Annotated in this window: 19 protein-coding genes and 1 tRNA gene; 6 read left to right on the top strand and 14 right to left on the bottom strand. The window is 62.9% G+C overall.

The features are described from left to right. Positions 1-64: 64 nt before the first annotated feature. Both ACVWW3_RS10440 and ACVWW3_RS10445 read right to left on the bottom strand, forming a co-directional pair. On the bottom strand, positions 65-736 hold the full coding sequence (locus tag ACVWW3_RS10440) for a response regulator transcription factor (protein ID WP_456650107.1): 672 nt from the start codon (positions 734-736) through the stop codon (positions 65-67). Then, on the bottom strand, positions 733-2,610 hold the full coding sequence (locus ACVWW3_RS10445) for a PAS domain-containing sensor histidine kinase (RefSeq protein WP_456650106.1): 1,878 nt from the start codon (positions 2,608-2,610) through the stop codon (positions 733-735). The genes ACVWW3_RS10440 and ACVWW3_RS10445 overlap by 4 nt, the downstream gene beginning before the upstream one ends. Positions 2,611-3,099: 489 nt before the next feature. Between ACVWW3_RS10445 and ACVWW3_RS10450 the strand changes: the two genes are divergently transcribed. Together ACVWW3_RS10450 and ACVWW3_RS10455 are read left to right on the top strand one after the other, a co-directional pair. Then, the gene (locus ACVWW3_RS10450; RefSeq protein ID WP_456650105.1) at positions 3,100-3,951 is read left to right on the top strand and encodes a helix-turn-helix domain-containing protein; all 852 of its coding nucleotides are present in this window, start codon (positions 3,100-3,102) and stop codon (positions 3,949-3,951) included. Continuing rightward, the gene (locus ACVWW3_RS10455) at positions 3,948-4,157 is read left to right on the top strand and encodes a hypothetical protein (protein WP_456650104.1); all 210 of its coding nucleotides are present in this window, start codon (positions 3,948-3,950) and stop codon (positions 4,155-4,157) included. Before ACVWW3_RS10450 ends, ACVWW3_RS10455 begins: the two co-directional genes overlap by 4 nt. A 303-nt stretch (positions 4,158-4,460) precedes the next feature. On the opposite strand, the gene ACVWW3_RS10460 is transcribed toward ACVWW3_RS10455, so the two are convergent. Further along, positions 4,461-4,706: a hypothetical protein gene (locus ACVWW3_RS10460; RefSeq protein WP_456671951.1), complete on the bottom strand. Its 246-nt coding sequence runs from the start codon at positions 4,704-4,706 to the stop codon at positions 4,461-4,463. Continuing rightward, a complete protein-coding gene (locus tag ACVWW3_RS10465; protein WP_456671952.1) occupies positions 4,703-4,963 on the bottom strand; it encodes a resolvase in 261 nt (86 codons plus the stop codon). The genes ACVWW3_RS10460 and ACVWW3_RS10465 overlap by 4 nt, the downstream gene beginning before the upstream one ends. Positions 4,964-5,530: 567 nt before the next feature. Between ACVWW3_RS10465 and ACVWW3_RS10470 the strand changes: the two genes are divergently transcribed. Continuing rightward, complete coding sequence (locus tag ACVWW3_RS10470) at positions 5,531-5,686, top strand: hypothetical protein (RefSeq protein WP_456650102.1); 156 nt, start codon at positions 5,531-5,533, stop codon at positions 5,684-5,686. Here ACVWW3_RS10470 and ACVWW3_RS10475 read toward each other — a convergent pair. The 5 genes from ACVWW3_RS10475 to ACVWW3_RS10495 all read right to left on the bottom strand — a co-directional run bounded on the left by ACVWW3_RS10475 (position 5,646) and on the right by ACVWW3_RS10495 (position 7,165). Further along, entirely contained in the window at positions 5,646-6,062 is a 417-nt protein-coding gene (locus ACVWW3_RS10475; protein ID WP_456650101.1) for a hypothetical protein, read from the bottom strand. The two genes, ACVWW3_RS10470 and ACVWW3_RS10475, sit on opposite strands and share 41 nt — an antisense overlap. Then, the gene (locus tag ACVWW3_RS10480; protein WP_456650100.1) at positions 6,055-6,453 is read right to left on the bottom strand and encodes a hypothetical protein; all 399 of its coding nucleotides are present in this window, start codon (positions 6,451-6,453) and stop codon (positions 6,055-6,057) included. The genes ACVWW3_RS10475 and ACVWW3_RS10480 overlap by 8 nt, the downstream gene beginning before the upstream one ends. Positions 6,454-6,486: 33 nt before the next feature. Continuing rightward, positions 6,487-6,726 (bottom strand): hypothetical protein, encoded by a 240-nt coding sequence (locus tag ACVWW3_RS10485; protein ID WP_456671953.1) that lies wholly within the window; start codon positions 6,724-6,726, stop codon positions 6,487-6,489. Continuing rightward, the gene (locus tag ACVWW3_RS10490; RefSeq protein WP_456671954.1) at positions 6,698-6,919 is read right to left on the bottom strand and encodes a hypothetical protein; all 222 of its coding nucleotides are present in this window, start codon (positions 6,917-6,919) and stop codon (positions 6,698-6,700) included. The genes ACVWW3_RS10485 and ACVWW3_RS10490 overlap by 29 nt, the downstream gene beginning before the upstream one ends. 171 nt (positions 6,920-7,090) lie before the next feature. Beyond that, positions 7,091-7,165, bottom strand: a tRNA-Glu gene (locus ACVWW3_RS10495). 223 nt (positions 7,166-7,388) lie between these two features. Here ACVWW3_RS10495 and ACVWW3_RS10500 point away from each other — a divergent pair. The 3 genes from ACVWW3_RS10500 (at position 7,389) to ACVWW3_RS10510 (ending at position 8,131) form a co-directional block, all read left to right on the top strand. Further along, complete coding sequence (locus tag ACVWW3_RS10500) at positions 7,389-7,643, top strand: PilZ domain-containing protein (protein ID WP_247342381.1); 255 nt, start codon at positions 7,389-7,391, stop codon at positions 7,641-7,643. A 68-nt stretch (positions 7,644-7,711) separates the two neighbouring features. Continuing rightward, the gene (locus tag ACVWW3_RS10505) at positions 7,712-7,957 is read left to right on the top strand and encodes a hypothetical protein (protein ID WP_456650098.1); all 246 of its coding nucleotides are present in this window, start codon (positions 7,712-7,714) and stop codon (positions 7,955-7,957) included. 6 nt (positions 7,958-7,963) lie between these two features. Further along, on the top strand, positions 7,964-8,131 hold the full coding sequence (locus ACVWW3_RS10510) for a hypothetical protein (protein ID WP_456650097.1): 168 nt from the start codon (positions 7,964-7,966) through the stop codon (positions 8,129-8,131). Positions 8,132-8,250: 119 nt separating this feature from the next. Here ACVWW3_RS10510 and ACVWW3_RS10515 read toward each other — a convergent pair whose 3' ends face one another. From ACVWW3_RS10515 to ACVWW3_RS10535, 5 genes are all read right to left on the bottom strand, one after another. Further along, positions 8,251-8,889, bottom strand: coding sequence for a glutathione S-transferase family protein (locus ACVWW3_RS10515; RefSeq protein ID WP_456652028.1), 639 nt, complete (start codon positions 8,887-8,889; stop codon positions 8,251-8,253). 332 nt (positions 8,890-9,221) lie between these two features. Next, the gene (locus ACVWW3_RS10520) at positions 9,222-9,674 is read right to left on the bottom strand and encodes a VOC family protein (RefSeq protein WP_247445638.1); all 453 of its coding nucleotides are present in this window, start codon (positions 9,672-9,674) and stop codon (positions 9,222-9,224) included. Between the two features lie 335 nt (positions 9,675-10,009). Next, positions 10,010-10,843, bottom strand: a complete 834-nt coding sequence (locus tag ACVWW3_RS10525; RefSeq protein ID WP_456650096.1) for an outer membrane protein — start codon at positions 10,841-10,843, stop codon at positions 10,010-10,012. A 339-nt stretch (positions 10,844-11,182) separates the two neighbouring features. Next, positions 11,183-12,040: an IS3 family transposase gene (locus ACVWW3_RS10530; RefSeq protein WP_456650095.1), complete on the bottom strand. Its 858-nt coding sequence runs from the start codon at positions 12,038-12,040 to the stop codon at positions 11,183-11,185. Next, a complete protein-coding gene (locus ACVWW3_RS10535) occupies positions 12,037-12,438 on the bottom strand; it encodes a transposase (protein ID WP_456650094.1) in 402 nt (133 codons plus the stop codon). Before ACVWW3_RS10535 ends, ACVWW3_RS10530 begins: the two co-directional genes overlap by 4 nt. Positions 12,439-12,593: the final 155 nt, after the last annotated feature.

The raw sequence follows: 12,593 nt of genomic DNA on the forward strand, positions 1-12,593 counted from the left end.
AGCATCTCCCTTTGCGCGGCCGATGAGGCTTTATGCACCCGGGGCAGTCCCGCCGGAATTATACTCAGGTTTGGTCCGTAGTCCTGCGGGTCTGGGAAACTCCGAGCGCCTCGGCCTTGCGAACGAGGTCGGCGAACGACCGGACCCCCATTTTGCGCATGACGTTCCCCCGGTGGATCTTGACCGTGATCTCGCTGAGGCCGATCAGGGCGGCGACCTGCTTATTCATCAGGCCGGCGGTGACATGGCCCATCACCTCGCGCTCGCGCGCCGTCAGGGTCTCGTACTGGGCGCGGATGTCCTCCTTGGTCGCGGCTTCGGTCCGGTGCTGTGCATCGCGCTCGAGCGCCGCCGTCACTGCGTCGAGCATGTCCTGGTCGCGAAATGGCTTGGAGAGAAAATCGACGGCGCCGGCCTTCATGGCACGGACGGACATCGGAATGTCCCCATGGCCCGTCATGAAGATGATCGGATAGCTGATGCCCTGCCGGACGAGCTGGCTCTGCAGATCGAGCCCGCTCACACCGGGAAGGCGGACGTCCAGCACGATGCAGCCAGGGCCGTCGGGCAGCGAGCCGCCGAGCAGTTCGGCCGGCGAGCCGAACAGGCGCGTCTCGAGGCCGACGGATCGGAACAGGCTGTCGAGCGAGGCGCGGATCCCCGCATCATCATCAACGATGATGACGACGGAGTTGAGGGATCCGCCCGGCGGTTGCGCGTGATCTGGTCGTGTCATGGTCGAGTGTTTTGTTGGCTGTATGGCAGTGTCAGGCGGAATGTCGCTCCCGCGCCGGGCGTACTCTCGGCGGACAACTGGCCGCCGTGAGCTTCCGCCGTCGTTCGGCAGATCGCAAGTCCCATGCCCATTCCGCCGCGCTTTGTCGTGAAGAACGGATTGAACAGGCGTGGCATGTCGTCAGGCCGAATGCCGGGGCCGCTGTCCTGCACGGTGATGGCGAGATGCTCCCCGTCGACAGCACTGGCGCGCAGTTTGGCGGTGCGGGAACCGGGCTGGCCCGACATGGCCTGGCCGGCATTGACCAGCAGATTGACGAGTACCTGCTGAAGCTGGATCCGGTCGCCGCGGATAGGCTTCAGGCCATGCTCGACCTCGAAGGTGAGGACGACGTCGTCATTGGCGAGTTCCCGCGCGACCAGAAGGGCCGCTTCCTCGATGATCTCGGCGATATCGAGACTGTCCTGCTCGGCAGGGGCCTTCTTCAGGAAAGTCCGGATGCGCGCCACGATCTCGCTGGCACGGCGACCTTCCGCGACGATTTGGACGATCGTGGCTCCAACCTCGTCCAGATCAGGCACCTCGCGCCGCAGCCAGCGCAGTCCGGCCTCGCCACTGGTGACGATTGCCGCCAGCGGCTGGTTGACCTCGTGGGCAATGGAGGCGGTGAGCTCGCCGAGGGTGGCGACGCGCGCGGCATGGGCGAGTTCGGCCTGCGCCGCGAGCAACGCATCCTGCGCCTGCCTGCGCTCGGTGACGTCGATGACGAAGGCGAGCACGTTGCGATCGCCGTCAGGCCCGGAGGGAAAGGCGATCGTAAACAGCACGGGAACCTTGCGTCCGTCGAGCCTGACGAGATCGGTCTCGCCTTCGTAGAACGGCTCGCCTTCCGCGAACGCGACCAATGCGTCGAGGAAATTCCGGTCGTTCTCGCCGAGAAGCCGGTCCACGTTCTCAATGAACATCGCGGCGCCCTGCGCCCCTGCCATCGCCTGCAGGGCCGGATTGACGTCGGTGATTCCAGCGAGCCGGCGGACATACCGGACGAAATCGGGATGTTGCGCCAGATGGTCGCGCAGGCCGGCACCCGCGGTCTCCAGCGACTGCAGCGCGGTTCGGAGTTCGCTCCAGTCCTCTTCGACCACGCCGATCCGGCTTGCGTCGAACATCCGGCGGTATCGCTGCTCGCTCTGCACCAGCGCGCTGTGTGCGGCCATGCGGTCGGTGACGTCGGTGTGCGTTTCAAGGACCCCGACGGGCTTGCCGAGACGGTCGTGCTGCAAGGCCCATCGGGCATCGACGGTGAGGGCGGCGCCGTCTTTCGTTCGCTGCTGCACGCGGCCTTCCCATCGACCGGTGTCGAGCAGGCCCGCTTCGATGACCTCGCGCCGGTCGGGATATCTGGTTTGCAGGAGCTCGTCGGCGAGCTGCCCGAGCGCCTCGTCGTCCGACCAGCCGTAGATCTGCTCGGCCGTCTTGTTCCAGTAGGTGATCACGCCGCCGCAATCCCTGACGAAGATCATGTCGTGCGAGAGGTTGAGCAGGCGCGCCTGCGCCGCGAGGCGCTTCGTTGCCGCGTGATTCTGCAGCGCCAGCAGGGTCGTGATCCCGATTGCCGCGAGGCTCACCAGCACGCGAAGCGCGGGCGAGGCGATGGTCCGCAGATCGTGCGACAGCAGATAGGCGGTTATCGTCAGGGCTATGCAGCCAGCTGCGGCGACGATGGTGTCGTCGCGCCGGTTGGTCTTCGCTGCGAGCAGGATCGCCACGACGTAGAGAACCGCCACCGCGCCCTCGAGCGGCGTCAGCACGTCAACCAGGAAAACCGCAAAGGCGAGGACGGCGGACCAGAACCGCAAGCCGGCGCGGCTCATGGATGAGCCCGTGATCCGATCATGAGTCGTCATCGTCGCTGGAAGTCGTTCTTCTCATATCAGCAGCGTTGATGCCGCGATTTGATCGCGTTCACAACATCCAGCCGCACGATTTTCGTGCTCTCGTGGAAGACCTGTCGCGCCGCTCAATCCGACGAAAGCGCCGGCAGGTGGCATTCCCCGGAAAAACCGGGGCGCTCGCGTGGTCCCACCGGTGGATGGTGCGCAAAAAGCGCGTCAACTTACCGCAGGCGAGTCACGCCGCAAGTCCTGCCGCATCCGCGATGCCGGTGAGGCGTCGCGCCAGTGCGCTCACCCGACGAGCGTGTTGCGATCATACCTAGGTATGATGCGGTCAACCTGAGAACCTACCGACGCACCCGCGCGTAGAATGGATCGCACGCACCGCCGAATTACGCTGTTCCCATGACATTCGGGCAAGGCAGTCAGGCCTGGCCGGATCGAAAACGGGAACAAGGAGATTCGACGATGTCGCTGCAGATGTCACGCTCACAGGCAATCAAGGATCATGACGTTCGCGCGATCGATATCTCGGCAATCGATCGCGATCGGCTCGGGCTATCGAAACTCCCTGGCCGGTTCGACGAAGGCGGGTCAATGCTGTCCTTCGTCCATCTGGACATGGCCCTGGCGGTCGAGCATGCGGCAGACGTCGAACGTTCCGCCGTTCGCGGGCCTGGCTTCAGGCTCTCCGCAAAACTTCTTGCGGGGCCGCCTGCCGAGAGCGAACGGGCGTTTGCGGCGGAAGAATTCACCGATCCGGTTATGCGGCGCCTTTCCGATGCGCTCGCAGTGACCGAAGCCACGCACGACGCCCATTCCGCCATCATGGCCGACGCCCTGCGGCTTGCGATCCTCACCCGGACGTTCAGCCGGCAGGCCTCCAGCGCACGGGCCGAGCTCGACCCGGCCGACGCCATTCAAGAGGAGGACGCCGGCCGGCCCGTACGGTCGCTGCAGAATTGGCGTCTCAAGCGCGTCCTGCAATATATCGACGAGAATCTGCCTGCCAAAATGACGCTTCAGGGCATGGCCGCCGTCGCCGGGCTGAGCAGGATGCATTTCGCCGCACAGTTCCGCGCGGCCGTCGGCGTTCGGCCTCACGAGTATCTGCTGAGGCGTCGCATCGAGCGTGCCCAGGAGCTGCTCAAGCAGGCCGAAATTGCGCTCGTGGATATCGCCTTGACCGTGGGCTTCCAGACCCAGGCGCATTTCACCACGGTGTTCAAGCGCTTTGTCGGCGACACGCCGTATCAATGGAGGAGCGCCCATCTCGCGCAATTGATGCCGCTGCCGCGCGCAGGAGCAGGCCCGTCATGAGCACCATCGGCATTGAAGCCCTGCTGCTGCAGCTCGCGAGCATTCATTTGGTGCCGACGCACCATGAATTCATGGGGATGATCGAGTTTGTCCGAGCTCTCGGCAGTTCGTACCGCCTGGCTGCGTCAGAGCCCGAGAGCAGCCTTTTCTATGGACGTCTCGCCTTCAACTTCTGTCGGGGCGCTGTGATGTGGGTCGCGCGGTAGGCGGCTGGGCCTTTATGGCTACCTTGCCGCGATTCAGGCGCAAGCATCTCCGCACAAACGCGGCAGAAGCTGCCGGGTTGCGGGTCTTGGCGGACCGCTTAACGAAGCCTGTCCATATGTGTCGTCGGTTCAAGCGCACGTCGTCATGCGCCGAGCAAATCAACGCACAGGCGCGCTGATGATCTGGCGCGGCATCCGAACGACGAGCGGGATGCGCGGCAAAATTCCCAAACATAACAAACATAAAAAGAGAAAAACGGAAATTGCCGAGAGAGCGCACGTTCTGAGCCGAGGGCAGGAACTCTATTTCCTCACGCTCGATCCAATAGACGGTTGGCCGGGGGGAGTACGGCTCCCCTTGGCGTTTCGACCAATGATCTCGCTGCCGTCGGAAGGCCTCGCGGCGCTGTCTAGCGCGCCGCGATCTCGTTGCGCCATGCCCAAGCTCGGGCACACGATGGGGTAGTCGCTGCGGGTGCAGCCATAGACCCAGAACTTGCCGCCAACCGACCAGATTTCGATGCGGCCTTCCCGATAGATCAGCCTCACGCCAGCGCTCTCTCAGCCGACGGCCGCTTGGCGGCGACCTTCGCGATGGTAGCGCGGGAACAGTTGGTGACGCGCTGTATGGTGTTCCACGACTTGCCGTCGGCGAGCATGTCGGCGATGTCGCTATTGCGCTCGGTGTTCTCGGGGCGGCCTTTGAACTTGCCTTCGGCCATCGCCTTGCTGATGCCCTGCGCCTGTCGGAGGCGGCGATCTTCAAAATCTTTTCTTCCGATTGCGGCCAGCATGTCGAGCAGCATGCCGTTGATCGCATCGAACATCATCTCGCCAACCTACACCCACACCATCAGATCGCAAGGCTTCGGCTTTAACGAAGTGGGCGCAGACTCGGACTAACCCTGGTGTGAGGCCGAGTAATGCGCCAAGCCGTTACGTTCGGCCGTTACGTCTTTCTTTTGCTCGTAACAGAGGGCGTGTGACGCCGCACCCCCGCAAGGGGCACGGCGTCACGCGATCCTTGCGAGATCGTCTATGCCTGAGGTTTGTTCTTGTTTGCTTCGTGATGACGGGTGGAAGTGGAGGCGGGACACACTTCGCCTTAGCTAGGCGAAGAGGCCTGCGTGACGGTATGGAGCCGCGTGCGCAGACACATCATGGTCGGCAGGTATCCTTCTGGGAATGCATCGGGGTCGGCCTGTCGATGCTCTTGCTACTTCTTCCGGCGGCGGGGGCATGCGCCAGACCAGAACATCGCTTCGACCCAAGCCCCCTGACGCCATGTGCGAAGCCGAAGACTGGTTCCACCCCGCTCCGAGCCGGTGACGCTTGAACGGCTTCTCCGCGCACAAGCCGCAGTCGCCTATCTCATGGCGCGCGACGGCCTGGTCTACGCGCCGTACTTCGAAAGGCTGGAGCGCGAGATCGCCGCGAGGCGCGCGGCCGACGACGTGATGGCCCGCGCCAAGCGCTTCCTGGATGAAGTTAAGCCGCCGCTCTCTTTGACGCATCAGTCGACGTGCTGAAGGCGATGGCAGTCAGATATTTCAGCTTCAACGCGAGCCCGCCGTCGCCATATTTGGGCTTGTCGATGCGATGGCCCATCATCTCGCCAATCAGCTCCTCCGGCGCCTCGACTGCCTTCAAGCGATCCTTGAAGCTGTGACGGAACGAATAGATCTTGTGCTTATCGGTTGGCAGCAGCTTCCTCTTGGCGAAGTGCTTCATCAGCGTTGCCGAGAGCGACGATCCCTTGTCGAAGTAGCGCGGGAAGCCCTGCGGATGCCGCTTCATCGCCTCCAGCGCATAGCCGACCAGCGGAATGTCGCGCTCACTGTGCTCGGTCTTGAGGACGCGGCCCTCGGCCTCGATGCGGATGTAAGGAACCTCGGCATCAACCACGATGCGAGAGGCGGTGAGATTGACGACCTCGCTCGGCCGCGCCGGTCTCCATCACGACATAGACGACGTCCCGCGCCTCATCGTTCAATTCATCGAGCTTGCCGGGCGCGAGGATAACGTGGCGGATGAAGTCCACGGAGAAAGTGGCGCGTTGACCATCGCGACGGCCCTCGATGCGGGTGCCGGCGAAGACGTCGTCGAGCCCCAGCTTGAGCCGCTTGTTGACCGCGCGGATCATGCCGCCGATGTGCGTGATGTTCTTGTTCGCGGTGCCGGCGCCGATGCCCTCGGTGATGACGCGCTCCTCCCACCAGTCGGCGAACGCCAGGGCGTCGTCGCGGATGAACTGGTGCAGGGCCTTGTCGCCGGTCCTCTCGATCAGGATTTCCACCGCGCGCTTCTTGGCAGCCTTCCACTTCCGAAGCTAATCCGGCGACATCCTCGACAAGGAGAGCTTCTGGCTGATCTCGTACTCGTCGAAGAACTGGGACAGCATGATCGCCGGCTTCTCGACCGCGCCCATGGCGGCCCTGCTCAGAGCTGGGTTGTCGATCGTCCCGCCGAGGATCAGCGTCTCGATGCGCCGGAGAACCTCCTCGACAGGTGCTGACGCGCCAACGGAGGGCGTCTGGTAGTCAAGCCCCAGCGAGCGCGCGAGCTTCACCGCGTCCAGATAGGACTGCTTCGCCTCGGCCGTCTTCTTGTCCGGCCAGACCGCGCCAGTAGGATTCCAGCGTCTCGTTCATCCGGGCCGCGATCCGGCTCGCCTTGGTGCCGGTGCGGTCGGTCGCGACCTTGATCTTGGTCGAGAGCTTGACGTTGCCGCGCGTGTCCAGGTGCTCGTATTCGACCGGCACCCGCCGCAGGAAATGCCAGACGCCGTGACGGACGGTCAGCTACTGCGGCTCGCTCTTAATTGGCGCCCCTGCGCTGGACGTTTTGTGAGACGTTTCGTCGCATGAACGTCGCAGGAGCGTCAAGCAAATCAAGTATGCGGCTGATTTAACAGGATATTTTGGGAGTGGTTTTGGCGCTCCCTAGCGGAATCGAACCGCTCTCTCCACCGTGAAAGGGTGGCGTCCTAACCGATAGACGAAGGGAGCAAACCCAGGGCCCCGCCGCTTTTCGCGGCACGGCCGCTGACCGCCCGAGTCGTGCCCGGCGGCTGCAGCGGGCGAACCTATAATGGCCTTTGGCGCCCTGGGCAAGCCGTTCGGGAACGCTCTTTTGGGCCGGTGGACAGCCGCCCCTCGGGATCATTCGGGGGCGAATTCAACGATTTCTTAGGTTCCCTCGGCTAGCGCTGGAAGGGGAGAATTTGAGCTAATGCCACAGCCCAAGAAGCGCGCGGCCCGCAAGTCGCTGTCGCAGCACGCCTGGATCACGCTCGACGGCGGGTTCGCGGCACGGCAATGCCTGGTCCAGGACATCTCCGATACCGGCGCGAAGATCACGCTGGACGAGGATGCGAGCCAGCTCCCGGGCACGATCCGGATGGCCTTCGCACGCGATGCGCGGACCGGGCGGAGCTGCCAGGTGGTCTGGCGCCGCGGCAAATCGGCCGGCATCAAGTTCATCTGAAAGTTCATCTGACCGCGGGCGAAGCGACCCGATGGCGCGTGGCGCCGGTCCGGGCTAGAACGGCCCGCATGCGTGCGCTGCTCCTCATCCTCGTCTCGTTGCTAGGTACATCCGCGTCCGCGGCAGAGGCCTTGCGTCTTCCGGCCGCGGAGCGCCCACAGGCCGGCAAGGCCTTGCCGCTGAAGGGCGCGGGCGGGACGGCGAAGGCGGGCTCCTGCGCCTCCTATGGCCGTGGATTCTATATGGTCGAGAGCACCGGGACCTGCGTCAAGATCGGCGGCTCGATCAGCGTCGAAACCACGGTCAGGCGCTGAGGCCGCATGCCGCCGGATATCATGCGGCCCGAGATCATCGTCCCGTTCGTGATGTATTGCGCGCTGCTGTGGTGGGTCGGCCGCGGCCTGAGCTGGACGGCAAAGCTCGCCACCGCGATCGTGACGCTCGTGGTGATCGTCGGCGTGCTGCTGGTCGAGCGCGGCTGGCCTTGAGGCCCCCAAAACAAAAAACGCGAAAACAACCCCATGCACAGTAGCCCTCAAGTCCCGGCGGCGCGCGGCAAAATGGCGATTCATCGTGCTCTCAACGGACTTTAAGCCGCGTCAGCGGCTCACGACATCGGCGGGGCCACATATTGCGCAAAACCGGGCCGCTTGCCGAGTTCGGCGAGCCAGCGCGTCAGATGCGGCTGCGCGGGCCGGGTGATGCCCTCGACGCCGAGCCAGCGCCGCGCATAGGCGCCGATCGCGATGTCGGCGAGCGTGAAAATATCGCCGTCCATGAACGGGCGCGTGGCGAGCAGGTGGTCGGCGATGGCCCAGACCTCGGCGGCGGCATCGGCATCCTGCTGCACCCTGATCATATCGCGCTCGGCGGGCGGCGTGCGCACGATGCCCCAGAACACCGGACGGTCGACCGGCTGCACTATCGACAGCGTCCAGTCGAGCCAGCGGTCGACACTGGCGCGCAGCTTCGGCGCTTCGGGATAGATCGGCGTGCTGCGCCCGTGCGCGAGGCAGAGGTAGCGCATGATCGAATTGGACTCCCACAGCGCGAAGTCACCCTCGACCAGAGTCGGGATCCGCGCGTTGGGGTTCATCGCGAGATAGTCGGCCTCGCGGGTCTTGCCAAAAGCCATGCCGGCGTCGATGCGCTCATAGGGCAGGCTGAGCTCGGTGAGGCACCACAGCACCTTCTGCACGTTGACCGAATTGGCGCGGCCCCAGATCGTCAGTTTTTGGCCCTGCACATCATCCTCCCGCAGCGTTTCTTTCGGCGCGGGTGATAGCGGAATTTGCCGCGGCGAGCGATGCGCGATTGCGCCGAGCCCCTTATGCAAAAAGGTCCTCATGCAAAAGGTCCTCATGCAAAAAGCTCCGCCCAAGGCGGAGCTTTCTTGTAAGCAAGCCTGTTGCAAGTGAGCCCTCCGTCAGTGGCCGAAGAACAGCCACAGCAGAATGATCACCGGGATCGGCACGCCAACCATCCAAAGCAATAATCCTCGTCCCATTGCGTCCTCCTCCAAATTGCATTGTCGAAGAGAGAACGCAGGGGGCGGGTGCTGGTTCCAAAGAGGCAGGCTTACCAGTGGCCGGTGTTGGGCATCGAGGACCACGGCTCCTGCGGCGCCTTCGGCTCGCCCTTCTGCAAGATCTCGATCGAGTGCAAATCCGGCGAGCGGACGAAGGCCATGTTGCCGTCGCGCGGGGGACGGTTGATGGTGACGCCGGCCTTTTGCAGCTTCTCGCAGGTGGCGTAGATGTCGTCGACCTCATAGGCGAGGTGGCCGAAGAAGCGGTCCTCGCCATATTTCTCCTCGTCCCAATTCCAGGTGAGCTCGACCAGCGGCGCGCCGCGCGATTGCGGCTGCTTCTTCAGCGCCTCGAGATCGTCCGACGAGCACAAGAACACCAGCGTGAAGCGCCCCTTGTCGTTCTCGATCCGCCGCACCTCCTTCAAGCCCAGCGCATCCTGGTAAAACTTCAGCGCGACATCGAGATTGCGCACGCGCAGCATGGTGTGAAGGTATCGCATGGTTGTTGCTCCCTGGGGTGGATGGAGGGGTTTTTGGTTTGGGCCGGGACGGCGGGGTAGGAGATAGCAGGAAAGTTGGGGGAGGGGCAGGGGGCGGGCGCACGTGTGCGTGAGTAGAAAGCGGCCGGTGAGCCAACCGGCCTACACCAAGGCTGAAGGTCGAAGGCCAGAGTCGCCACGTCACGCTACACGTGCTTGCGGCCGACCATCGCCGCGAAACGAATTCGATGATTACTCCGGCAGCGAATTTCTTTGAGCGCCTTCGCCGCGGGAAGGAATTGCCTCCGGTATCAGACCCGAAGGCTCCCTGTGCCTCACTCGTTCAGATCGGCTGATCAGAAGCGGTAGTTCGCGCCGATACGGGCGATGTCGAAACTCGGCACGATATCGACGTGGGTCGCGATGACTCCGGTGAGCCCCGCCGGTGTCTGAAGCGAGCCGGTCAGGTTATAGCCGTTCGTGCCGAACCCCATGTGCAGATACTCCCCCTTGACGGACCAACCTGCCCCCAGTGCATATTCGAGACCGCCCCCAACCGCGTAGCCCACTAGGATGCTGCTTCCAGAAGCGTGCATGGATCCCAGCGGCCCCAAGGTCGGCGGGAAGAGGGCGGTGAGGATACTGCCCGTAGCATTCTCGCTCAGCTTGGTTTCCGCCAACGCGATTCCGCCAGTCGCGTATAGCAGCGCCGGTCCAAACGCATAACCTACTCGGCCACGGAAGGTCGCATACCAATCGGTACTGACGGAAGCGTTGCCGCTGAAATTGCCGCCGATGAAGGCGGGAACTGCAATTGCCGAATTGCCGGCAGCGACTTTTGAACCCAGATATTGCCAGTCAGCTTCGATGCCGAGCACCGCCTGCTCGACTTGCCAGTTATAGCCGGCTTGGACACCGGCGGTTACTCCATTGCCGTTGCCGGATGCAGCGTTGAAGCCATACGGGGAAGAACCGCCGTTCGTCGTCACGATTGTTCCTGTCGCGTTCGAAGCGTCGTACTTGCCCCAGCCATAACCAAGGTTGCCGCCTATATAGAAGCCGGTCCAATTGCCCACCTGAGCGATAGCAGGAGCCTTCATTGGCATACGGATCGTCGCCAGATCGGCAGCTTGGGCTGTGACCGAACCGAGTGCGACAGTCGACAGCAGTGCAAAAGCGAACTTCCTCATTTAAAACTCCCATGTTGAGCCGCCGGCAGCGGTCTGCCAATCATGAGGCAAAACTAATGCGGCATCAAAGCGCAATCGAACGCGCTGAGTCGGATCGTCTCGCTCGACGAGCCCCTGTAGTGCACTGGCTGTCGCTGCGCAGATGAGGAAGACCTTCGTGCTGGCGAGCGGAGAGGTGGCGGCTGTTCGCCCTCAACGACCCAGGCAAGCGGCAGACCAAATTTAGGGCGACAGTGCACCCAATTTCTGAATCGCAGCAAAGAGTGTGATGAGTGCATTGGACTGCACCCCTGAAGTGAGACACGCTAATTGCAGTGACAGTGCGGTTGCCACGGTACGTTATCGTGTTTTGTTTTGCGCGAACGCGGTTTCGAACTCAAGGGGCGATTGGTAGCCGAGCGCCGAATGGAGGCGCTCCTTGTTGTAGACCTCCGCGATGAAGCTGTTGATGCGGCGACGGGCGTCATCGAGGTCGACGAAAGCCTTGCCGTTTATCTGTTCGGCCTTGAGCGTCTTCATGAAGCTTTCGGCTTTGGCGTTGTCGAAGGGATTGCCCGGCCTGCTCATGCTGAGGGTGATGTCACGATCGGCGAGGCGTTGGCGATAGGCGATGGAGGCATATTGCACGCCGCGATCGGAATGATGGATCAAGCTGCCACGGCTCGGGCGTCTCGCGGCGATGGCCTTCTCCAGCGCAGTGATCGCAAGGGAAGTATCGAGCGTGTCGTCGAAGGCCCAGCCGACCGCCTTGCGTGAGAATGCATCGAGGATGACGGCGAGATAGGCGAAGGTCCTGGCGAGATGGACGTAGGTGATGTCAGCGACCCAGATCTGGTCGGGCGCGGACGGCACCAGGCCGCGCGCCAGATTGGGGACGACAAGAAAGCCCGACGGCCGCTCCACAGGCGGCTTCAGGAACGGCGTCTTGCGCTGCGCGAGCAGGTTATCTTCGCGCATAAGCCTTTGAACCTTCTTGGCATTCACGACCATGCCTTGGCGCCTGAGGCTCGCCGGCACGCGCCGATAGCCATAGAAGATGTGCTTGAGGCAAATGCGCTGAATCAGGTCGCGCAGCTCGCAATCTGCAGCCTTGCCGTCGTGCCTGGCGAGGTGCCGGTAATAAGTCGCGCGCGGCAAGCCCGCAAGGCGGCACAGACGTTGGACATCGGCATGGGAATCGGTTGTCTCCAATGTCATGGCTTTGACGACTTCGACGATGCGGGTACGGGTTTGCCTTGCGCTGCGGGCCGCTCCAATGCGCGCAAGGCTTGCCGAAAAAAATCGATGTCCATCTGCTGGCGGCCCACCAACCGTTCGAGTTCGGCGATGCGGGCCTTCGCCTGCGTTAGCGCAGAGCGCTTGTCGTCGTATGACGGCGGAGGTCTAAGCTTTCTGGGGCCGGGCTTGGGCCCGGGTCTGCGATTCAATCCCTCTGGCCCATGCGCCTTCCACGCCTTGATCCAGTCATGCAAAATCTTGCGTGATATCCCAAGCTCGCGTGCGACGGGCAGAACGCCGTCGCCTCGCTCGACACGCTTGATCGCCTTCAATTTAAACGCCGTCGGAAACTGACGGTTCTTTCCTCGTGCTGTCACAGGTCATCCTCGAAATGCCTGTCACTGCAATTAGCGTGTCTCACTTCAGGGGTGCAGTCCAGTGGCCACGACGGTGAAAAGTTGAAGATGTGAGTTAGTGAAAATCATGCGCCGTGTTTTGGAGCCTGCCAACAGGGCTGATTAAGGCATTGGCA

It is taken from the genome of Bradyrhizobium sp. LM2.9 (assembly GCF_054056555.1).

Coding starts and splice junctions, on each gene's coding strand:
- ACVWW3_RS10500 (WP_247342381.1), top strand. CDS start 7,389: ATGCCACAGCCCAAGAAGCGCGCGGCCCGCAAGTCGCTGTCGCAGCAC.
- ACVWW3_RS10450 (WP_456650105.1), top strand. CDS start 3,100: ATGTCGCTGCAGATGTCACGCTCACAGGCAATCAAGGATCATGACGTT.
- ACVWW3_RS10510 (WP_456650097.1), top strand. CDS start 7,964: ATGCCGCCGGATATCATGCGGCCCGAGATCATCGTCCCGTTCGTGATG.
- ACVWW3_RS10470 (WP_456650102.1), top strand. CDS start 5,531: ATGGCGCGCGACGGCCTGGTCTACGCGCCGTACTTCGAAAGGCTGGAG.
- ACVWW3_RS10530 (WP_456650095.1), bottom strand. CDS start 12,040: ATGACATTGGAGACAACCGATTCCCATGCCGATGTCCAACGTCTGTGC.
- ACVWW3_RS10520 (WP_247445638.1), bottom strand. CDS start 9,674: ATGCGATACCTTCACACCATGCTGCGCGTGCGCAATCTCGATGTCGCG.
- ACVWW3_RS10505 (WP_456650098.1), top strand. CDS start 7,712: ATGCGTGCGCTGCTCCTCATCCTCGTCTCGTTGCTAGGTACATCCGCG.
- ACVWW3_RS10440 (WP_456650107.1), bottom strand. CDS start 736: ATGACACGACCAGATCACGCGCAACCGCCGGGCGGATCCCTCAACTCC.
- ACVWW3_RS10525 (WP_456650096.1), bottom strand. CDS start 10,843: ATGAGGAAGTTCGCTTTTGCACTGCTGTCGACTGTCGCACTCGGTTCG.
- ACVWW3_RS10465 (WP_456671952.1), bottom strand. CDS start 4,963: ATGCTGCTCGACATGCTGGCCGCAATCGGAAGAAAAGATTTTGAAGAT.
- ACVWW3_RS10455 (WP_456650104.1), top strand. CDS start 3,948: ATGAGCACCATCGGCATTGAAGCCCTGCTGCTGCAGCTCGCGAGCATT.
- ACVWW3_RS10445 (WP_456650106.1), bottom strand. CDS start 2,610: ATGAGCCGCGCCGGCTTGCGGTTCTGGTCCGCCGTCCTCGCCTTTGCG.